Source organism: Mesorhizobium sp. ISC15, from assembly GCF_037162615.1.
GTDB lineage: Bacteria > Pseudomonadota > Alphaproteobacteria > Rhizobiales > Rhizobiaceae > Mesorhizobium > Mesorhizobium mediterraneum.
Window position 1 is genome coordinate 5,392,460 of the sequence record NZ_JAVSPX010000001.1, and the last position, 20,577, is coordinate 5,413,036.

Genomic DNA, 20,577 nt, shown 5'->3' on the forward strand with positions numbered 1-20,577 from the left:
TCTCAGCGCCCTTGCCTCAGATCGCCTCGCGCTCCCGTTCCGGCGTAGCGACCAGCAAGGCCGCGGCGGCATTGGCGGCGGCGATGGCGGCCTCGACCTGATGCCCGCGGGCAAGGCCTGCCGCGAACGCGCCAACGAACTCGTCGCCGGCTCCATGGGTGCTGACGACCTCCACCGGGATGGCGGGCAGCGCGAACGCGTGACCGTCACGGTCGCAATAGGCAACGCCCTCCCCGCCTGCCGTGACGATCGCGGCCGGGCAGAAATCGATCAGCATGCGTGCCGCCTCGGCAGCACCCTCGAGCGCATCGACGACCGGAACGCCGGCCAGAAATTCCGCCTCGATGGCGTTGACGATCACGACATCAACCAACGCGACCAATTCGTCCGACAGTTTCCGGGCGGGTGCGGCATTGAGCACGACGCGGCCGCCATGCGCCTTCACCGCCCGCGCTGCGGCGATGTTGGCGGGTTCCGGGACCTCGTTCTGCAGCAGCAGCACCGCAGTTTGCGCAACCATTTCGGTCGCGGCCGCGATGTCCTTCTCACCCAAGGTGAGATTACTGCCTGAGACGATCACCGCGCCATAGTCGCCGCCGTCGTCGAAGATCGCCACGCTCATGCCCGAGCCGGCGCCAGGCGCGACCCGCACGAAGCGGCTGTCGACGCGCAGCGACCGAGATTGTCGAGAAGCGCGCGGCCGAAATCGTCATCGCCGACCGCGCCGATCATCGCTGCGCGCACGCCGGCCCGTGCCGCCGAGACAGCCTGGTTCCCGCCCTTGCCGCCGCATTTCGGCTGCCAGGCATGGCCGGTCACCGTTTCACCCCTGCGCGGGCGGTCAGGCGCTTCGACCATGATGTCGTAATGCAGGCTGCCGAACACGGTGACCAGCGGTCTCGGTGGCGTCATGTGCCCCTGTCCCGGCGCTTCGACATCACCGCCGACATCGTGCGGCCGAGATTGCGCTCCGCCGCCTGGTAATCGCGCTGGGCCACCGCCACGAACAGCGCGTCGAGAATGTTGAGCTGAGCGATACGCGCCGCCGCGTTCTCGCCCATCAGCGGCGAGCCTTGCGCGGTCGAGCACAGCACGATGTCGGCGATATCAGCCAGCGGCGAGTTGTCGTAGTTGGTGATCGCCAGCGTCCGCGCGCCGCTCTTGCGGGCGAGCTGGATGGCATCGATGACAGCGCTGGTGTTGCCGGAATGCGAGAAGCCGACGGCGATGTCGTCGGCGCCGAGCAGCGAGGCCGACATCAGCATCATGTGCGAATCGTCGTAGACGGACGCGCGGATGCCGATGCGCAGGAATTTATGCGAGACGTCGCGCGCGATCTGCGCCGAGCCGCCGACGCCGTAGAAATCCCGGTTCTTGGCGCGATAGAGAAGATCGGCGGCGCGGTCGAAATCGTCCATGTCGAGGATGGCCAGCGTCTCCTCCAGTGCCTGGATGGAGGTGCGGAACACTTTTTGGACGATCTCGGCCGAGCTGTCGTCGACCGACAGCTCCTGGTGCATTTCGGCGGTCGGCAGACGACTGTATTCGTAGACGGCGGTGCGGAAGTCGCGATAGCCGGAAAAGCCCAGCTTCTTGGCGATCTTGACGACCATCGCCTCCGACACGCCGGCTTCTTCGGCGATCTGCTTGAGCGGAATGGTCTCGTCGAAGCCGCGCCTCCCGAAGACGGTTTCCACCACCTTGGCCTCGAGCGGCGTCAGATGCGGCATCATCATGCGGATCCGCGGTCCTACTGCTTTCAGATCCAGGCTGGTCAAGGTCATCCACGTCCCCTCGTCACGCGATCGATAAGCATCGCGGCGAGGATTATAAGGCCAGTTGCCAGGAGCTGATAGAAGGACTGGACATTCATCAGCGTCAGGCCGTTGCGCATGGTGCCGAGGATGACGGCGCCCAGGATGGTGCCGACCACGCTGCCCTTGCCACCCATCAGCGAGGCGCCGCCGATGGCCGCCGCGGCGATCGCATCGAGCTCCCAGAGGTTGCCGAGAATGGGCTCGGCGGCACCCAGCCGGCCGATCAGGATCTGCGCAGCAAGGGCCGCAAGCAGACCCGAGATCATATACGCGGCGATCTTGGTGCGGGCGATCGGCACGCCGGCTATGTAGGCGGCCTCCTCATTGCCGCCGACGGCGAGCAGATATTCGCCGAACGGCGTCTTCTTGAGGATGATCCAGGCGATCAGCGCGACGACGGCCACGATAATGACCGCCAACGGCAATCCAAACAGCGAGCCGTTGAAGATGGCGCGGAAGCCGGCAGGCAGGCCGAGCACCGGATTGCCGCCGGTATAGATCAGCGCCAGCGCCCGGTAGGTGCTCAGCGTTCCCAGCGTGACGATGAAAGGCTGTAGCCCGACATAAGCGACCAGCACGCCGTTGAGCAGGCCGCAGACGAGGCCGATGGCGAAACCGGCGGCGATGGCCAGCGGAAACGGCACGCCGGCGACCAGCATCGAGGCAGAGATGACGGCCGAAAGGGCTGCCGTCGGCCCGACGGACAGATCGATGCCGCCCGAGATGATCACCAGCGTCATGCCCAGCGCCAGGCAGGCGTTGATGCTCGATTGCTGCAGGATGTTGATCAGGTTGCGCTCGGCAAAGAAGCCCGGGACCAGCGCACCGAAGACGGCGAGGATCACCACCAGGCCGATCAGCGTGCCGGCGTCGCGCACGGAAAACCGGTGCAGGAAATCCGCCCGTGGGCGCGCTGCTGTGCGTTCGGTTATATCAGTCATCCGCTGGTCCTGTCCGTTATGCATCGGCCCGATGGCCTTGCGCCGTGCCGGCCTTCGCTTCCGTTTGCGGTATCGCGTGGGCCGCGATCGCCTGTTCGCTGAGATCAGCCCGACCGAGTTCGGCGGCGACCATGCCGTCGCGCATGACCAGCACGCGGTCGGCGAGCCGGATCACCTCGGGAAGCTCGGACGACACGACGATTACCGAATGGCCTTCGGCGGCGAGCTCCTCGATCAAGTGGTAGATCTCCGCCTTGGCGCCGACATCGATGCCGCGCGTCGGCTCGTCGAACAAAAGGATGCGCGTTCCCGCCGCCAGCCAGCGGCCGATGATCGCCTTCTGCTGGTTGCCGCCGCTGAACAGCCGGATCGGCCGGTCGAGCAGGAACGGCCTGAGATTGACCCGCTTCATCTTCTCGGCCGCGACCCGTTTCAGCCTGGTGTGATCGATGACGCCGCGCGGCGCGAACACGCCCATCGATGCCAGCGCCATATTGCTGGAGATCGAGCGCAGCGGCACGATGCCTTCGCGCTTGCGCTCCTCCGGCACCAAGCCGATACCGGCGGCGATGGCATCGCGCGGACTGGAAAGTTTTACCGCCTTGCCGTCGATCTCGACCGCGCCTGATGAGGCGCGGTCGGCGCCGGCCAGCAGCCGCAGCAGTTCGGTGCGGCCCGAGCCGACCAGGCCGGCAATGCCCAGCACCTCGCCGCGATGCAGGTCGAACGAGACGTCATGGACCTTGGTCGGCGAGGCGAGGCCGCGAACGCTCAACCTGACCTCGCTGGAGGTGTGCGAGCGGTGCTGTTCCTGGGCAAGCTCGCGGCCGACCATCATCGAAACGACGGCCTTTTCCGACACCTGCGCAAGATCGACGGACCCGACCACGACGCCGTCGCGCATGATGGTGGCGCGCTGGCAGATGCCGAACACCTCGTCCAATTTGTGCGAGACATAGACGACCGCGACACCGTCGCGGGCCAGGCCGGCAATGACTTCGGCCAGGCGCTCGAATTCTTTCGGCGTCAGGCTCGATGTCGGCTCGTCCATCGCCACGATGCGCGCGCGATCGAGCAGCGCCCGGGCGATCTCGACGATCTGCCGCTGCGCGACCTTCAGGCTGCCGAGCGGCGCTGCCGGATCGATCGTTGGGTCGATGGCCGCAAGGGCTTCCGCAGCGCGGCGTTCCTGCTCGCGCCGTGCGACGAAGATGCCGCCACGCGTCAGCGGATGGCCGAGGAACATGTTCTGGGCGACGCTGAGGTGCGGCACCTGCTGCAATTCCTGATGGATCATGGCGACGCCCGCGGCGCGTGCGGCGACCGGATTGCTCAGCGTCACCGGCTTGCCGTCGATCAGCACGCTTCCCGCCGTCGGCCTGTAGACCCCCGAAAGGATGCGCAGCAGCGTCGATTTGCCGGCGCCGTTCTCACCGAGCAGGCCATGAATTTCGCCGCCGCCGACCGAAAAGGACACATCGCTCAGCGCCCGCACGGCCGGAAACGTCTTGGAAATGCCCTCGAATTGCAGCCGGGGTGACATTGGTTCGTTCTCCGGGCAAGGGTGCCAGCCGTGAGCGAGATGCTCTTGCCGGCACCCGCCCTTGTGCCCTTAGTTGCCCGCTGCCGCGTCCTCGAGCAGCGCCTTGCGCACGGCGTCGCCGGCGCCGGAGTAACGGTCGGCATTGTCCTTGGTGATCAGCGCCTGCGGCGTGGCGACGACGCGCGGCAGCTTCTGCCCGGCCACCAGTCGCAACGCCGATTCCAGCGCCACCTCGCCGGTCAGCACCGGGAAACTGTCGACGGTGCCGGTCAGCTCGCCGGCGCGGATCGAGGCATAGGCGTCGGAGATGCCGTCGGTGCCGAAGACGGCAACCTTGTCTTGCAGGCCGGCGGCCTTGACCGCTTCGACGATGCCCAGCGCCATGCCGTCATTGTTGGCATAGAAGCCGATCAGGTCGGGGTGCTGCTGCAGGATGTTGGTGGCCGCGTCGTAGGAGGTCTGGCGATCCCAGTTGCCGGGCACGCTGGCAACGACGTCGAACTTGCCGGCTTCGGTGATCGTGGTCTTGAAGCCGTCGGTGCGCTGGACAGCCGCATAGACGCCGGCCTGCCCTTCGACGATGGCGACCTTGCCGCCGTCCGGCCGGTTCTTGATGAACCATTTGGCGACGCGCACGCCATTGTCGCGCTGGACATTGCCGACATAATGCTCGGCCTGCGGGATGACCGCGTCATTGACGTTGACCACCGGCACGTTGGCGGCCTTGGCCTGCTCAATGATCGGCTGCAGGTTGGAGTCGGTCTGCGGCGAGACGAGCAGCACGTTGTAGCCTTGCGTGACCAGGCCTTCGGCGATGGTGAGCTGGCCGAGCTGGTCGCCCTCGCTCTGCGCCGCCTGATAGACGACCGGGACAGCGACGCGGTCGCCAAACGACTTGTAGCCCTCACCTAGCGAGCGCCAGTATTCGTTGGTCAGCGTCTTGGAGACGGCGCCCGCCTTGGTGCCGTCGGGCAGCTTGGGGAACGCACCGAACTTGGCCTCGAGCTGCGACCAGTCGATGCGATCCTTCTCGGTGTCGGAATTGAGCGGCGCGAGGTCCGCGGAAAAAGCCGAGCCGATGGACAGCGCCATCAGTGCAGCGGTGGCGGTGGCAAGCAGAAATTTCATGGTCTTTCCTCCCTTGTTGAAAAACGGTCTATGCCGCCGGAGCCTCAGCTGTCCGGTCCGAGCATGGCTTCCTGGATGATGGCCTGCGACGCGACCGCGTCCTGACGGTCGACGGCGGTGGACAGGCGGTTGTCCTTTTCCAGCCGATCGACGACGCGCAGCATGCGCTTGACGGTGGTGATGTTGACTTCGCATTCGTGGACCGGATCGAGCCCGGTCATGTCGGGGAACGTGTCGAAGTAGATGGCGCCGGCATAGCCGTCGCGGCGGATCTGCCTGAGCAGCTCGATCGTCTGCAGCGTGTGCACCGCGCCGACCATCAGGCCGTCGTCGCGCTTGGCGTAGCCATCGTTGAGATGCACCCCGAGCAGCTTGCTATGGCGCGCCACGAGTGCTGCGGCAAAGGCCGGCTGCTCGTCAGCATAGAGCACATGAGCGAAATCGAGCGTCACGCCGAGATTGGGCAGGCCGATCTCGCGGATCGCCAGCAATGTCGTCGCCGCGTCGGGCATCAGGCTGTAGGAGCGCGGCTCGTTGGGCTTGTATTCGAGGCTGATCTGGCAATCGGGATCATGCGCCGCAACTTCACGGATTCCATCGATTTCGTGTTGCCACAGCGTCGTGTAATCGGCCTGGAAAGCATAATCGAAGCCATCCTGCCCTAGCCACAGCGTCATCAGACTGGCGCCCGCTTCGCGCGCTGCGTCAATGCCGGCCTTGGTCAGGTCGATGGCTTCGCGGCGAACCGCGGGATCAGGATTGGTGAAGGCACCGAGCTTGAAGGCCGGGTTGGAATAATAACGCATGGCGAAACCATTGATCGAAAGCCCGAGATCGCCGAGCTTTCGCGCCACTTCTGCAGGTTTTTCGCCGACATGGTCGGGAAAATTCAAGTCGAGGTCGGTCAGCCCCGCAACCTTCGCCGCACGCGCCGCCATCTGCAGCATCGACGGCTTGCCGACAAGATCCGGCCATTCGGCCTGCGGCCGCGAAGCAAAGGAATTCAGGCGCGTGGCGAAACGATTGGTTGTCATGGATGACCCTTCCATGGACATAACTTCACATATTTTAGGATATTTGTAAAGTTCTTATTCGAGAGATGAGCCATCCGCTGCGACCAAGCGGCGGACGCTGTTTCGATCCGGCATGATAGCGGCCGCAGACGAGCTCGGCCTCGAAGTGGTGGCCGCGCCGGAACCTTAGGGCTTAGCTCTCAAATGATCTGTCCGGCGCCGCCGATCGTAACCATGTACAACCGCTCGCAGCCCTTGCGTCTTGGGCGCCAATTGATCATCGTCGTTGGCACTATGTTGTGGCCGGGGGGTTCCGCACATGCCGACGCTTTATGCGCTGAAACCGGCCTTTCAGGCCAAGCTGCGGCCGCTCGCCGACCGGCTGGCCGTGGCTGGCGTCACCGCCAACCAGATCACGCTGCTGGCCGCCGCATTATCGGTCGCCACCGGCATACTGGTCGCGGCCCTTGCCGGCCATCGCGCGGTCTTCCTGCTGATGCCGGTGGTGCTGTTTGCGCGCATGGCGTTGAACGCCATCGACGGCATGCTGGCGCGGGAGCATGGTCAGGCCTCGAAGCTTGGCATGTACCTCAACGAGCTCTGCGACGTCGTTTCGGACCTCGCGCTGATCCTGGCCTTTGCCGTCATCTTCCCAGCCTGGGGCGTCGTCGCTTTCGCGATCGCGGCGATCGTCGTGGAGTTCACCGGCGTGCTCGGCATAGCGGCGGGAACGGGGCGCAACTATGGCGGGCCGTTCGGCAAGAGCGACCGGGCGCTGGCGCTCGGCATCATCGCCTTCCTCATCGCCTGTGGCCTGTGGATCGCGGCGATCGCAGCGTTTGTGTTTCCGGCAATGGCTACACTCTCGCTGGTGACCGCCATCAACCGGATACGCAGCGGCCTTAACGGGAGCGACGATTGAAATTCCGGTCGCGACCGCTAGGGGAAAACATGCTTCACGAACAGACGATTGCCGCCGCCGCGGCTTTAGCAAACCTCAAGCGGGTGGCGCAGGAGCGCGTCTTCAAGAGCCATGACGGCACCGAGATCTTCTACCGCTACTGGCCGGCTGTCGGGCAACCTGCCAAGGGCGCGGTTCTGCTGTTTCACCGCGGCCACGAGCATGGCGGCCGCATGGCGCATCTGGTCGACGAACTCGACATGCCCGACCATGCCTTCTACGCCTGGGACGCGCGCGGCAATGGCCGCTCGGCCGGCGAGCGCGGCTACGCGCCGTCCTTTGCCGCGTTGGTGCGCGACATCGATTGTTTCGTGCGTGAGATCGGCAGCGACGGTTTTGGCCAGCGTGACATCGCGCTGATCGCGCAATCCTTCGGCGCCGTGCTCGCCGCCGCCTGGGTGCATGATTATGCGCCGCAGATTCGCGCTTTGGTGCTGGCCTCTCCGGCCTTCTCGGTCAAGCTCTACGTGCCCTTCGCCAAGCAAGGCATTGCGCTGTGGCAAAAGATCAAGGGGCGCTTCTTCGTCAATTCTTACGTCAAGGCCAAGTTCCTGACGCATGATGCCGAGCGCATCGCCTCCTTCGAGGCCGATCCGCTGATCACGCGGCCGATCGCTTCCAACATCCTGGTCGAGCTCTACGACCACGCCGCGCGTATCGTCTCGGATGCCCGCGCCATCACCGTGCCGACGCAATTGCTGATCTCGGGCAGCGACTGGGTGGTGCGGCACGCACCGCAGCACGAGTTCTTCGTCAATCTCGCCAGCCCGGCCAAGGAACGGCATGTGCTGCCCGGCTTCTTCCACGACACGCTGGGCGAACGCGACCGCAGCCAAGCGCTCGACCTGATCAAGCCGTTCCTCGAAAGACAGTTCGCGACGTCAGCGAAGCCGGTCGACCTGACCGCGGCCGACCGCGCCGGCTACACGCGCGACGAGGCCGACCGGCTCGCCTCGCCGCTGCCGCTGCTATCGCCCAAGGGCCTCTATTGGGCAATGAGCCGTGCCTCGATCCGCATGGGCGCATGGCTGTCATCAGGCCTGCAGACAGGCATTGCCACCGGCTTCGATTCCGGCTCGACGCTCGACTATGTCTACGAGAACGAGGCGCGGGGCAGCAGCCCGCTCGGCCGCATGATCGACCGCACCTTTCTCGATGCCATCGGCTGGCGCGGCATCCGGCAGCGCAAGCTCAATCTGGAAGAGCTGATCGGCAGCGCCACCGAGACGCTGCAGGCCGCGGGCCGCCCGGTCCATATCGTCGATATCGCCGCCGGCCACGGCCGCTACGTGCTCGACGCCGTCGCCAAATGCGCTGTGCCGCCGGCCAGCGTGCGGCTACAGGATTTCTCCGACCTCAACGTTTCGCGCGGCTGCAAGCTGATCGCCGAGCGGCACCTGCCGACCAGCGTCTCGTTTCATCAGGCCGACGCCTTCGACCCCAAAATGCTTGCCGGGCTGAAGCCGGCGCCGGACCTCGCCATCGTCTCCGGGCTCTACGAGTTGTTTTCCGACAACACCATGATTGCCCGCTCGCTGGACGGGCTGGCCAACGCGATGCAGCCCGGCAGCCTGCTTCTCTATACCAACCAGCCCTGGCATCCGCAGCTCGAAATGATCGCGCGCAGCCTTACCTCGCATCGCGGCGGCCAGGCCTGGGTGATGCGCCGGCGCACGCAAGGCGAGATGGACCAGTTGGTGGCGGCGGCCGGCTTCGAGAAGCTCGACCAGCGCATCGACCAGTGGGGCATCTTTACCGTTTCCGTCGCGCGGCGCGTCTGAGCATGGTCATGCCTATCCTTGGCGCTGACCCTGCCCTTTCTGCTCCTGCGCGCGAGCCGTACGCCGGGATCGTGCTGCGGGCGGCATTGTGGCTGGCGTTTCTGGCGCCGTTCTTCTACGCCACCTACGGTTTCGCCAACTGGCTGGCGTCGCAGCGCAACGATGTCGGCAGCATCGTCTTCGCCTGGGAGCGCGCCGTCCCGTTCATCGCCTGGACGATCGTGCCCTACTGGTCGATCAACCTGTTCTACGGCCTGTCGCTGCTGTTGAACGATACCAAGAGCGGCGTCGACCGTCTCGCCGGCCGCTATCTCACCGCCCAGATCGTCGCCGTCGCCTGCTTCATCGTCTTCCCGCTGACCGCGACCTTCATGCGGCCGCAAACATCCGGCCTGCCGGGCTTCATGTTCGCTGTGCTCGGCGGCTTCGACAAGCCGTTCAACCAGGCGCCGTCGCTGCACATCGCGCTGCTGGTCATCATCTGGGATCACTGGCGTTATCGGCTCAAAGGCACGACCAGCATCGTCTGGCATGCCTGGTGTCTGCTGATCGGCGCCTCGGTGCTGACGACATGGCAGCACCATGTCATCGATATCCCGACAGGCGCGCTGCTCGGCTTCTTTGCCCTGTGGCTGTTCCCGCGCGAGGGCGAATTGCCGTTCGCCGGCTTCCACCTAGCCGCCGATGCCAAGGCCCGGCGGTTGGCTCGGTTCTATGCGCTTGGCGCAGCGCTGGCGCTGGCCGGCACCGTTGCCGGCGCCTTTGTCTCGGCGCTGTGGCTCATCCTTTTGTGGCCCGCGCTGGCGCTGGCCATCGTCGCCTTCGCCTATGCCGGGGCCGGCGCCAAGGTGTTCCAGAAAGCGGCCGACGGCAGCGCCTCGCTGGCCAGCCGTATTTTGCTGCTGCCTTACCGGCTTGGCGCAAGGATCAATGTCTGGGCGTGGACGCGCACGCTGCCGGCGCAGATCGCGGTCGCCGACGGCGTCTTCCTCGGCCGCTTTCCGACAGCTGCTGAGGCCGACACTTTCGGCACGGTGATCGACTTTGCCGGCGAGCTGGAAAGGCCGCGCGGCGTGACCTGTCGCTGGACAGGTATCGCCATGCTCGATCTTTTGCCGCCGTCGCCAGAGGCGCGAGCGCAAGCGGTGGCGGCGATCGAAGCGGCTCGCAGCCACGGCACCGTGCTGGTCTGCTGCGCGCTCGGTTTCCAGCGCAGCGCCGGCGTCGTTGCTGAATGGCTGGTTGCCACTGGCCGCTCGCCGACGCCGGCGCAGGCGCACAAGCGGCTCGCAGCATCGGGCCGGCCGGTGCATCTTCAGATCAGGGTGGACGAGCCGGCATGAAAAGCGACGCCTATCAGGACAGGGCCGAGGCGTTCGCAGCCGGGCTGATGGTGCAGGCGGCGTGGCCGATTCTGCTGCTGGCGGCCGCCTTGATGGCCGCGCCGATCATTGGCGCGGTGGCCGGGCCGCAGGCAACGCCCATATCGGCCGCGGCCTGGCTGATCGCGGCAGCAAGCGCGGCGGCCACCCTCGCCTACTCTGCTTTGCTTGTCTTCGACGCGCTGCTGTTCCGGCTGATGGCCAGCCACGCCAGCGAGGCCGCAGCTGGTGCCGCGGTCGACGAGGTGCTGGCGCGCATGCGGCTGAAACCTCCCTCTGCCGGCGGCCGCTCGCTCGACCGGCGCATGGCGGGCACGCACCGCCTGCTGGCCAGGCAGCGCATCGCGATCGGCCTGTTCGGGGCGGCGTCCCTCGTCGCGGCCTTTGTCTGAGCCAGCCGATGAGCAAGCTCGGCACTCGCACCTTCACCATGCTGCAGACCGTGACCTCGGTCGGCCTGTCGGCGCTGGCCTGGGCGGTGACCGGCGTGCGGCCGATCTGGAACGGCAGCCAGCCGTCTGACCGGCAGCGCATCTACTTCGCCAACCATGCCAGCCACGGCGACTTCATCCTGCTGTCGGCCTGCCTCAGCGAGAAGGAGCGCGCCCGCACCCATGCGGTCGCTGCCGCCGACTATTGGGGAAAATCGCGGCTGCGCCGGTTCATCGCGCAGGACATGCTGTCCTCCGTGCTCATTCACCGGCAATGGACCGATGAGGCGCAGAATCCGATTTCGATCATGCTGTCGGTGCTCGACGAGGGCCATTCGCTGATCGTCTTTCCCGAAGGCACGCGCAACATGACCGACCAGCCGCTGCTGCCGTTCCGTTCCGGCCTTTACAATCTGTCGATGGCGCGGCCCGACGTCGAGCTCATCCCGTGCTGGATCGAGAACATGTCGCGGGTGCTGCCCAAGGGCCAGTTCGTGCCCGTGCCGCTGCTTTGCCGCGTCGTCTTCGGCGCGCCGATCGCGATTGCGCCTGGCGAGGAACGCCGCGCCTTTCTCGACCGCGCCCGCGAGACGCTGCTTGCGCTGAACCCCCGCCCGCCAGCGCATGATGCGGAAAAGTGGAATCCGGTTTTCCGAAAAACATCATGCGACCCCTAAGAGACGACCAGACAACATGCCAATGCGCGAAATCCTCATTCTGATTGTCGGACTCACTGCGGTGCTGATAACGGCGAGCCTGGTCGCCGGCATTCTGTCGTGGCGCGCGCCGAAGCCGCTGCCCTCGACGCTGATCAACCTCAACCAGCGCATCAATGCCTGGTGGGTGATGGTCCTGGCGATCACCGTCGCCTTCTTCTTCGGTCGCCACGGCATGACCATCCTGTTCGCGCTGATCTCGTTTGCGGCGCTGCGCGAATTCGTGACTTTGACGCACACCCGCCGCAGCGACCACTGGGTGCTGCTCGGCATGTTCGGCATCATCATCCCGTTCCAGTATTGGCTGGTGTGGACCGCCTGGTACGGCCTCTTCACCATATTCATCCCGGTCTACTGCTTTCTGCTTATGCCGGCGATCACCGCGCTCCACGGCGATACCGAACGATTTCTCGAGCGCGTCTCGGCGCAGCAATGGGCCGTCATGATCTCGGTCTACTGCGTCAGCCACGTGCCGGCGCTGCTGACGCTCGAGGTGCCCGGCTTCGAAGGTCGCAATTTGCTGCTGATCGCTTTCCTGATCATCGCCGTGCAAGGCAGCGACGTGCTGCAATACATTTTCGGCAAGCTGTTCGGCAGGCATCTGATGTCGCCCAAGGTATCGCCGTCGAAGACTTGGGAGGGCCTGATCGGCGGGCTGGTGGCATCGAGCCTGCTCGGCGCGCTGCTGTCGTTCCTGACGCCGTTCTCGCCGCTCCAGGCAGCGGGTGTCGCCTTCATCGCCTGCCTGATGGGATTTCTCGGCGGACTGGTCGCCTCCGCCATCAAGCGCGATCAGGGGGTGAAGGACTGGGGCCATCTGATCGAGGGCCATGGCGGCATGATGGACCGCGCCGACAGCCTGGTCTTCGCCGCCCCGGTTTTCTTCCACACGGTTCGCTATTTCTGGACGTGACAGCGCACTGCAGCCTTATTTTGCAGCCGCAAGCGGCGCTTTCTTGGCGGCCGGCGGCCGACGGCGAATGCGGCGCCTGGCAGCGGCCTTCAGCGCGACGGGCGGATCGCTCGACAACGCGCCCAATACGGCATCGACCATGCCATGGGCCACAAAATCGGCATTGATGTCGTTGGCCAATTTGGCGGCTGTCTCCTTGTTGTCGCCGTCGGTCGCTGACCAGAACACGATGCCCACCCGTAGCGCCCTTTTGATACGTTTCAGCCGACGAACCAGGAAACGGGCGTGCTTGACTGAGTCACGGTTCAGAAAGCCGACCACAACGGCGTCGACAGCGTCGAGCTCAAGCCGGCGAATGCTCGCCGGATCCATTTCGGCAAAGCTCGCCTTCGATATCGTTGCGCCCTGGACTTCGAGCACCTGCGCCAGCATGGCGGCGGCGGCATCGTCGAGTTCGCCGCGTCCGCCGGCGCACACCACCGCCATGTCCGTGCCATCAGGCAACTCGACGTCGTCCTCGCCTTCCCCCTGAGTCTCCTTGTCCTTGCGCGAGCCGGTTTCCTCGGCGGCGGCTGGGTCTTCCTCCTCTGCTTCTTCCTGTGCGCTGTCGTCGAGGTTCGCCACCAGCGTCTGCGCACTGGCCGCCACCTGCCGTCTTTGCTCATCGCCCATGACGCCCCGCACGCGATCCTGTTCGCCGAGCAGAAGTGCGGGAATGGCGACCTTATCGTAGAATTCGAACAGATATTTTTCCTCCAGGATCTCCTCGGCGTGATCTGTGGCTTCCTCTGGATCACCGGCCAACAGCCGTTGGTAGAGCCGAGCATGCGGTTCGAGCACGGGTTCGTTGCCGAACAGGACGTCGAGGAATTCGAACTGCGGCACGTGCCTGCCGAGCACGACGAGACAGACAGTGAGCGGCGTCGACAGAACCAGGCCCAGCGGCCCCCAGAGCCAGGTCCAGAAGATAGCCGCAACGATGATGGCCAATGGTGAAAGCCCCGTTCGTGAACCGTAGAGCCACGGTTCGACCACGTTGCCGGTTATCATTTCCATGGCCACGAACAGCCCGGCGGTCCACAGCACGAGCGACCAGCCGGGAGCCACGGCAAGCGCCAGAAACAGAGGCAGCAGCGCACCAACGATCGGGCCGATATAGGGAACAAAGCGCAGCGCCAACGCCAGCAGGCCCCACAGCATCGCATTCGGTATGCCCAGAACCCAAAGCCCGAATGCAATCGGCACGGCATAGACGATGTTCACCACTAATTGCATGAGTAGATATCGGCCGACCCGCTTGCCCGCTTCCTGGAGCGCCTCGGTGGTCCGATGAAGATCACCGTACCCGACGAGGCGTATGAAACGATCGCGCAGGTCCTCGCGCTCGAGCAGCATGAAGATGACGACGACGATGATCAGGCCGGCCGACGCTAGCGGGCTGATCAGCGGGCCGATCAGGTTCTGAAGAACCTGGAGCGGCCTTTCGCGCGCGATGATCTCGACAGGCACCGGCTCGCGCTCTGGCTCATCTGCGGTAAGCGGTGAGGCTTCCTGCCTGTCGAGTTCCTGGCCAACGCGTTCGATCACCCCGCCCAGCCTGGCGATGATGCCGCCGCCGACGCCGGTTTCCTTCAGGGACCTGACCTTGGTCAGGATATTCGACTGGTAAAGCGGGATGTTCTGCGCCAGTTCGCTGACCTGAGTGACGACAATGAAGGAGAATAGCGCAAGGACCGTGAATGCACTCAGCACGCTGGCGATGACGGCCGGGAGACGGGGAAGGCCGACTCGTTTGAGTGCCGAAACCATGGGCGCAAGCGCAAATGTAAGCAGCAGAGCGATTGCGATCGGCAGGAAAACCTCGCGCCCGAAATACAGGGCCGCAACCGCCGCGACGACAGTCGCGACGGTGGGCAGTGACATGCGCGGGAGGGTTCTGGCAGAGGAAACAACGCCCATCACCCCAAGCTCGGCGGAGTGCATGCCGTTTCGACGATTGGCCGCCACTTGATACCTCCGCCCTGCCATAGCCATGATCGGGCATGTTGAGCCGGCGTGCAACTTCCGCTTCTTCGCGCCGGCGAGTTCGAAGACGCGAGCGGCAAGGGCGGGCGCTTGGCGGTCCGACTGGACATCAGGACGGGCGCTTTAATCGCCGGACACAACAACTGACGTAGTGATCGGTTCCGCAGAGGCAGAAGACGAGCTCCGGCCTAGCCCGAATGGCTCAGCCAATGACGGTCGAACACGTCGAGAACGGCGCGGAATTCGGCCGGCGGGATCTGGCTGGCGCTACCGTCGCTGTCTCCGGCGAGGAATTGCGCCAGCTGCCGGTCGACCGCTTCCGGCTGCTCGACGGTCACGCCTAGCGATGCCAAATCCCTAGCAATCGACCCGTCGGGCGGCAGATATCCGCCCCATGCCTCGGGCACCGGGTCGCGCAAGCGGACGATCAGGATTCTAGTCAAGGATGGCTGCGGCTCCGGGCCGATGATTGTGGTGCCGCACATATAGCCGCCAAGCACGCTTCCCGGCCGCGACTGTGGGAACAGGCAGAGGAAGAAATGGGCATCGCCGCCGGTTTCCTTCAGAAACGCATAAAGGCCGCGTTTTGCCGGGCTCACCGGACCGCCGACCAGCAGTTGTCCGGTCGGCAACACCTCTCGATAGGCGGCAGTCAGGCCGCGCGCACCCGGCCCAGTCTCAATCGACAGGCTGCCCCTGATCAACTGGCCGCGATAATAGGGCGACAAAGCATGCGAATAGCACGCATAGGTTCCGGCAAGGGCCAATCCGAGGCTTCGCTCCTCATGCCCAGACGATGCCTCGAACTGCGCGCCGACGCGGCGTTCCAGTTCGGCCCTCTCGATGCCGTGGCGGGCGCAGATCGCCGCGGTGAAGCCTGGCAGGTCGCTCTCGGCGATCCAGGCGCCTGGCTGCTCCAGCTTGAGAACCTTCGACCAATCGTCGTAGACGCTGAGCTGGCGTGGCTGGGCGCGGCCCTGCAGCCATTTGTCGGCGCGGCCGAGATCGAACGCCGTGTTCGGGTTGACGTTCCGGAACGCCGCCGCAAGGTCCTTGCGGCTGATGGTTCCCAGCAGGGCCACAGTCAGCCGTAACTTCTGCGCGATATGCTGTGCCATCCCACCTGCCCCTTTATGCCACCGCAAGGCTTAACATGTGCCAGCACTTGCTCCCACCGCATTCATCGCGGGCCGGGCCTCTCCTAAAGTCGATATTCCAGGAAATCCGCAGAAATCCATGCCGTTCCACGCACCTGCCCTTTTCGCCCCGGCAGGCGGCGCTAAGGTCGCGGAGGGCAAGGGCAAAACCGTATAGAACTCACGCTAATGTAGGCTTGAATACCAACACCCTTCCTCAGTCATTTGAACGACGGCGAAGCCGAGTTCTCGCAACCAGCGCAAGATGCCGCCTCAACAAGGAAGGAATAATTCGATGTCCTGGACTGCATCTCCCAAAATCTCCTTCACCGCGATTGCGGCTGGATCCGCCGCACTGCTGCTGCTGACCTTCGGGCCGGACGGACCGTCGCGAGCCGCTGCCGGCTCGCGCGCTGCAGCGACATATGGCAAGCAGGCTAAGCCGGCCATCGAGCCGACGCGCATCGAAGTCGACGGTGGCGCGCACGTGATACGCTTTTACATCGACGGCAAGCAGGTCGCCCTGCTCGACTCCACCGGCTTCAAGGATTGATCTCACACCGGCGCTGGCCGCGACATCGGCGGCCAAGCGCGACTGGATGTCCGTGTTCGGCCGCGCCGTTCCGGGCTTCGGCCGCCTGATGCGGCTGCGAGCCTAATACGCGCCGGCACCTGCTCCGTTCCCCACGGGCCGCACTTTTCCACAAGCCGATATTCCAGGAATTCCACAGAATTCCACGCCCTTCCACACAGCGGCCGTGTTCGGGCCGGCGGCCGGGGTTAACCTTACGTTAACCATAGAGGGATCCGTCATGAAACTTGCCCTATCTGCACTGCTCGCCGTGCTCGCATTGTCGCAAACCGTGGAGGCTAAGACGAAAGTCGTTGCCGCCGATGCGAAAGCAGCCACAGCCGAGAAAAGCCGGCCGGTGCTCGACAATAAGGCTACCGGTGGGATTACCGCGTCGTCCGGTGCGATGGCGGCGCCGGCCGGCAAGGATGTGCCCAGTCCGTATCCGCCGGCGATCTATTTCAATTTCTAGAGTCTCATGCATCCCTAATGGACGGGACTCTATCTTTTTATTCGACCGTGCCACTTGCGGCGCCCGACAGGCCCCGGGGATCAACACACCCGGGATCGACAGGTTTGGCGGCGGCGTGTCGGGCCATGACAGGATTGCCAGGCTCGCCTCCTGCCTCAGCCGATCCTGACGACGAAATGCTTCGTGACCGGCTCGATGATCTTCCACGTTCCCTTGAAATCGGCCTCGACCACGAAGGCATCGCCGGGACCGACTTCGACGGGCGCGCCGCCATCGGGGGTGATGACGATGCGGCCTGATATCATGTGCACGAATTCATAGTCGCTGTAGGTCGCGTGGTAGGTGCCGGGGGTAGCCTGCCATGTTCCCGACATGACCTTGCCGTCCTCGGTAGTGTGCTGGACGGCAGTCTTCATGGTCGGGTTGCCGTCGACAACGATCCAGCCCACGAGATCGCCCGCCTCCCCGTTTTTGACCGCGCCGAATTTGAGGATGGTCTTCTCTGTCATGGTCGGGCTCCGTTGACCTGTGCCGGCATTGGCTGTCGGTCAATAGCCGAAGCACCTGATATGGGCAACGTGGGTGCCCGGCATGCTTGACCTGGCCGCCATCCGCCGGATAGTCCGTGGACCGGCCCCATGAAAGAACCGACATGACAGACGCGATCGTAAAAGACAGCAACGGCGCCCAGCTGAACGAGGGCGATTCCGTGACCCTGATCAAGGATTTGAAGGTCAAGGGCACGTCGGAAACGATCAAGCGCGGCACGCTGGTGAAGAACATTCGCCTCACCGGCAATCCGGGCGAGATCGAGTGCAATACCAAGCAGGTGAAGGGCCTGGTGCTGAAAGCCGAGTTCCTGAAGGAGGCGTGATCGGCTGAGAACGCCGCCTGCCCCATGATCTGCGCGGGCTCCTCGACCTTGCAAGCGGAAGCCTCTGGGAATCGGCGCTTCTGAACCGCGCAGGCAGATGGCAGACACGGCATCGCTGCGGTGCGAAATGACGACGCCATGGCCGCGCAGGGCCGCTCCTTGAAGGCCGTCGAAAGCGCAATATATCAATGACTAAGCGTGCGTTGCACGCGACGTGGTGCTTTGGTCAAACTTCATCTGTGGAGGTTGTCATGGCAAACAATGTGATGGAAGGAAAGAAGGCCCAGGACTGGATCAACCTGATCCTTGCGGTCTGCCTGTTCGTCTCACCCTGGGTACTCGGCTTCGCTGCTGAAACCAATCCGGCGTGGAACGCCTGGATCGCCGGCGTTGTGCTCGGTGCTTTGGCTATCACGGCGCTTTCGGTATTCGCCGAGTGGGAAGAGTGGGTAAATCTTGTTGTCGGGCTCTGGCTGATCGTTTCGCCCTGGCTGCTCGGCTTCATGGCGAACGCCAACGCGATGGCGACCCATATTGTCCTCGGCGTGCTGGTGGTTGCGGCATCGGCCTGGGCGGTCTGGGACTCGCGTCATCATCCGCCGGCGCATGCGTGATCGGTGACGACCAAGGGGAGGAGCCCGCCGCTCGCGCGCCGGGCTCCTCTAAAGCCTGAGATCGGTACGCAGGCCCGCTAGCCGGGCCAGTTATTCTACTTGTGCTCAAAAATCGGCCGCCGCGGCGGATGCAGGCGGCGGTGCTGATGCGCACGCCGACGAGCACGCCGCGAACCTCCACTTATGTTGCACTGCGTTAGATTTGTTGCATTGCAATATCCGCGCATCGCGTCGAGTCTTCGCAACGGGTGGGCTTTTCAACGACCTACGCGAGGTATCGCCGTGTCAGCATCGTTTCGGCCTGATATCGAAGGGCTGCGTGCGCTGGCGGTCTCGGGCGTCGTCGCGTTCCATTTCGGTCTGTCGGACCTGCCGGGCGGCTTCACCGGCGTCGACATCTTCTTCGTCATCTCCGGCTATCTGATCACCGGCCAATTGCTGCGGGAAATCGCCGAGGACGGCCGGCTGAACCTGTGGCGCTTCTACGCAAGGCGCGCCCGGCGCCTGCTGCCGGCCTCGCTGTTCGTCATCCTCGTCACGCTTGTCGCAGGTTACTTCATCCTGTCGCCGGACGAACAGGCACTCTATTCGAAAGGCGCCATGTTCGCCTCGGCCTATGCGATCAATTTCTGGCTGATCCGCTGGGCGTTCGACTATTTCGCCCCCGATGCGGCGAACAACCCCTTCATCCACTTCTGGTCGCTCTCGGTCGAGGAGCAGTTCTACCTCGTATGGCCGGGGCTGCTTCTGCTGGCCGCATGGCTGCGCCCGGGCAAGCGCGCCGCGATCCTGGTGATCGGCGTCGCCGGCGTGGTGTCGTTCGCCGTCTGCGCCTGGCTCACCACCGTGGCGCAGCCCTGGGCCTTCTATTTCTCGCCGCTCAGGGCCTGGGAATTTGCCGCCGGCGGCCTGGCGACGATGGCGCCGGCAAAATTCTGGCGGGCGCGCCCGCAACTGGGCGCAGCATTGGCATGGCTTGGCCTGGCGCTGATCACCGGCGCCTATCTGACCTTCAGCGAGCAGGACACCCCCTTCCCCGGCGTCGCGGCGGTGGTGCCGGTGGCCGGCACCGTGCTCCTGCTGCTCAGCGGTTCCGGCAATGCTCAAAGAGGACCCAGCGCCGTGCTGGCGCTGCCGCCGTTGCAATGGGTGGGGAAACTTTCCTACTCGCTCTATCTCTGGCATTGGCCGGTCATCGTCTATGCGACGATGATGGTTCCCGATCTTTCCTGGCCCGGGCGGCTTGCCTGCGCAGCATTGACGCTGGCGCTCTCGATCTTCACCTATAATTTTATCGAGAACCCGATCCGCCGCAACGGCTGGCTGATGGCGAATGCGGCGCGCGCGCTTGTCCCCGCCGCAATGCTGACCGGTGCCAGCGTGGTGGCGACCTATGCCAATGCGCGCCTTGCCGTGCACGATCTCGACCCCTCACAACGCATCATTGCCGAAACTGCCGCACAGCCTTCCACTGCGCGCGCCAAGGTGGGCTGCATTCTCGACTACGAGACCGTCACGCCGAAGGCCTGCGAGTTCGGCGCCAAGAACGCCGAGCACTCGATCGCGCTGTTCGGCGATTCGCATGCCGACCACTGGTCGACGCCGCTGATCGAGGCGGCGAAGAAGAACAACTACAAGGTCGTCACCTGGCTCAAATCCGCCTGCCGGGCCTCACGGCTGACGGTCTGGAGCTCGAAGCTGAAGCGCGACTACACCGAGTGCGATCAATGGCGCGAGCAATCGATCAAGGAGATCATAGCCCTGCGCCCGAGCCTGGTGGTGATCTCGGAGATATCGCTGACGAGCTCGCGCAAACTGTCGCCCGACGCGAAGGTGCCCGACACCCAGGATCAGGACTGGCAGGCCGGTCTGCGCTCAACGCTGGAGGCCTTCAGCCAAGCCGGGCTGAAGGTCGCCTTCATCCGCGATGTGCCGTTCAACGGCATGTTCGTCGACACCTGCGTGGCCCGCGCGCTGTGGCGCGGACAGGCGCCATCGGTATGTGATGCGCCGCGAAGCGACGCCGCCAACGACGCCGTGGCCGCGGTGGAGCGCGATATCGTGCGCGCCATTCCCAACGCGACCTATATCGATATGACCGACCGGTTCTGCGACGCCAAGACCTGCCATGTCTTCATCGACGGCAAGCTGGCCTACCGCGATCGCCACCACATGGCGACGCCCTTTGCGCAAACGCTGGAGCCGCCGGTCGAGCGCGCGCTGTTCTCGAAGGTGGCGGCGGAGAAATAAGGGCGGCGC

At 64.6% G+C, this 20,577-nt stretch carries 19 protein-coding genes and 1 pseudogene; 11 read left to right on the forward strand and 9 right to left on the reverse strand.

Going from position 1 to position 20,577, the window contains the following annotated elements; all coding sequences use genetic code 11:
* Window positions 1–16: 16 nt before the first annotated feature.
* The 6 genes and pseudogenes from RPG13_RS26005 to RPG13_RS26030 form a co-directional block, all read right to left on the reverse strand.
* A pseudogene (locus RPG13_RS26005) lies at window positions 17–912 on the reverse strand (ribokinase).
* Window positions 909–1,784: a MurR/RpiR family transcriptional regulator gene (locus RPG13_RS26010; RefSeq protein WP_337126333.1), complete on the reverse strand. Its 876-nt coding sequence runs from the start codon at window positions 1,782–1,784 to the stop codon at window positions 909–911. Before RPG13_RS26010 ends, RPG13_RS26005 begins: the two are co-directional and overlap by 4 nt.
* Entirely contained in the window at window positions 1,781–2,758 is a 978-nt protein-coding gene (locus RPG13_RS26015; RefSeq protein ID WP_164897828.1) for an ABC transporter permease, read from the reverse strand. Before RPG13_RS26015 ends, RPG13_RS26010 begins: the two co-directional genes overlap by 4 nt.
* Window positions 2,759–2,774: 16 nt before the next feature.
* Entirely contained in the window at window positions 2,775–4,301 is a 1,527-nt protein-coding gene (locus RPG13_RS26020; RefSeq protein WP_337126334.1) for a sugar ABC transporter ATP-binding protein, read from the reverse strand.
* A gap of 69 nt (window positions 4,302–4,370) precedes the next feature.
* Window positions 4,371–5,429: a sugar ABC transporter substrate-binding protein gene (locus RPG13_RS26025; RefSeq protein WP_292713337.1), complete on the reverse strand. Its 1,059-nt coding sequence runs from the start codon at window positions 5,427–5,429 to the stop codon at window positions 4,371–4,373.
* Between the two features lie 44 nt (window positions 5,430–5,473).
* Window positions 5,474–6,463, reverse strand: coding sequence for a sugar phosphate isomerase/epimerase family protein (locus RPG13_RS26030; RefSeq protein ID WP_292649674.1), 990 nt, complete (start codon window positions 6,461–6,463; stop codon window positions 5,474–5,476).
* A 298-nt stretch (window positions 6,464–6,761) separates the two neighbouring features.
* Here RPG13_RS26030 and RPG13_RS26035 point away from each other — a divergent pair, with 298 nt between their 5' ends.
* The 6 genes from RPG13_RS26035 to RPG13_RS26060 are packed head-to-tail and all read left to right on the forward strand — an operon-like array spanning window position 6,762 to window position 12,626.
* Complete coding sequence (locus tag RPG13_RS26035) at window positions 6,762–7,364, forward strand: CDP-alcohol phosphatidyltransferase family protein (RefSeq protein WP_337126335.1); 603 nt, start codon at window positions 6,762–6,764, stop codon at window positions 7,362–7,364.
* A gap of 29 nt (window positions 7,365–7,393) precedes the next feature.
* Window positions 7,394–9,184 (forward strand): bifunctional alpha/beta hydrolase/class I SAM-dependent methyltransferase, encoded by a 1,791-nt coding sequence (locus tag RPG13_RS26040; protein WP_337126336.1) that lies wholly within the window; start codon window positions 7,394–7,396, stop codon window positions 9,182–9,184.
* Window positions 9,185–9,192: 8 nt separating this feature from the next.
* Window positions 9,193–10,527, forward strand: a complete 1,335-nt coding sequence (locus RPG13_RS26045; protein WP_337126337.1) for a phosphatase PAP2/dual specificity phosphatase family protein — start codon at window positions 9,193–9,195, stop codon at window positions 10,525–10,527.
* Complete coding sequence (locus tag RPG13_RS26050) at window positions 10,524–10,958, forward strand: hypothetical protein (protein WP_095482780.1); 435 nt, start codon at window positions 10,524–10,526, stop codon at window positions 10,956–10,958. The genes RPG13_RS26045 and RPG13_RS26050 overlap by 4 nt, the downstream gene beginning before the upstream one ends.
* 8 nt (window positions 10,959–10,966) lie before the next feature.
* Window positions 10,967–11,674 (forward strand): lysophospholipid acyltransferase family protein, encoded by a 708-nt coding sequence (locus tag RPG13_RS26055; protein ID WP_095482781.1) that lies wholly within the window; start codon window positions 10,967–10,969, stop codon window positions 11,672–11,674.
* A 22-nt stretch (window positions 11,675–11,696) separates the two neighbouring features.
* Entirely contained in the window at window positions 11,697–12,626 is a 930-nt protein-coding gene (locus RPG13_RS26060; protein WP_095482782.1) for a phosphatidate cytidylyltransferase, read from the forward strand.
* 15 nt (window positions 12,627–12,641) lie between these two features.
* Here RPG13_RS26060 and RPG13_RS26065 read toward each other — a convergent pair whose 3' ends face one another.
* The gene (locus RPG13_RS26065) at window positions 12,642–14,633 is read right to left on the reverse strand and encodes an AI-2E family transporter (RefSeq protein WP_245329728.1); all 1,992 of its coding nucleotides are present in this window, start codon (window positions 14,631–14,633) and stop codon (window positions 12,642–12,644) included.
* A 206-nt stretch (window positions 14,634–14,839) separates the two neighbouring features.
* Complete coding sequence (locus RPG13_RS26070; RefSeq protein ID WP_095482784.1) at window positions 14,840–15,769, reverse strand: hypothetical protein; 930 nt, start codon at window positions 15,767–15,769, stop codon at window positions 14,840–14,842.
* A gap of 313 nt (window positions 15,770–16,082) precedes the next feature.
* Between RPG13_RS26070 and RPG13_RS26075 the strand changes: the two genes are divergently transcribed.
* Entirely contained in the window at window positions 16,083–16,340 is a 258-nt protein-coding gene (locus RPG13_RS26075) for a hypothetical protein (RefSeq protein ID WP_095482785.1), read from the forward strand.
* 259 nt (window positions 16,341–16,599) lie between these two features.
* Window positions 16,600–16,830: a hypothetical protein gene (locus tag RPG13_RS26080; RefSeq protein WP_095482786.1), complete on the forward strand. Its 231-nt coding sequence runs from the start codon at window positions 16,600–16,602 to the stop codon at window positions 16,828–16,830.
* Window positions 16,831–16,985: 155 nt separating this feature from the next.
* On the opposite strand, the gene RPG13_RS26085 is transcribed toward RPG13_RS26080, so the two are convergent.
* The gene (locus RPG13_RS26085; protein WP_337126338.1) at window positions 16,986–17,339 is read right to left on the reverse strand and encodes a cupin domain-containing protein; all 354 of its coding nucleotides are present in this window, start codon (window positions 17,337–17,339) and stop codon (window positions 16,986–16,988) included.
* 143 nt (window positions 17,340–17,482) lie between these two features.
* Between RPG13_RS26085 and RPG13_RS26090 the strand changes: the two genes are divergently transcribed.
* From RPG13_RS26090 to RPG13_RS26100, 3 genes are all read left to right on the forward strand, one after another.
* Window positions 17,483–17,704 (forward strand): alkylphosphonate utilization protein, encoded by a 222-nt coding sequence (locus RPG13_RS26090; protein ID WP_337126339.1) that lies wholly within the window; start codon window positions 17,483–17,485, stop codon window positions 17,702–17,704.
* 251 nt (window positions 17,705–17,955) lie between these two features.
* Window positions 17,956–18,318 carry an SPW repeat protein gene (locus tag RPG13_RS26095; RefSeq protein WP_095482788.1) on the forward strand — a complete coding sequence of 121 codons (363 nt, stop codon included), beginning with the start codon at window positions 17,956–17,958 and terminating at the stop codon, window positions 18,316–18,318.
* Between the two features lie 282 nt (window positions 18,319–18,600).
* On the forward strand, window positions 18,601–20,568 hold the full coding sequence (locus RPG13_RS26100; protein WP_337126340.1) for an acyltransferase family protein: 1,968 nt from the start codon (window positions 18,601–18,603) through the stop codon (window positions 20,566–20,568).
* The last annotated feature ends 9 nt before the right edge of the window (window positions 20,569–20,577 follow it).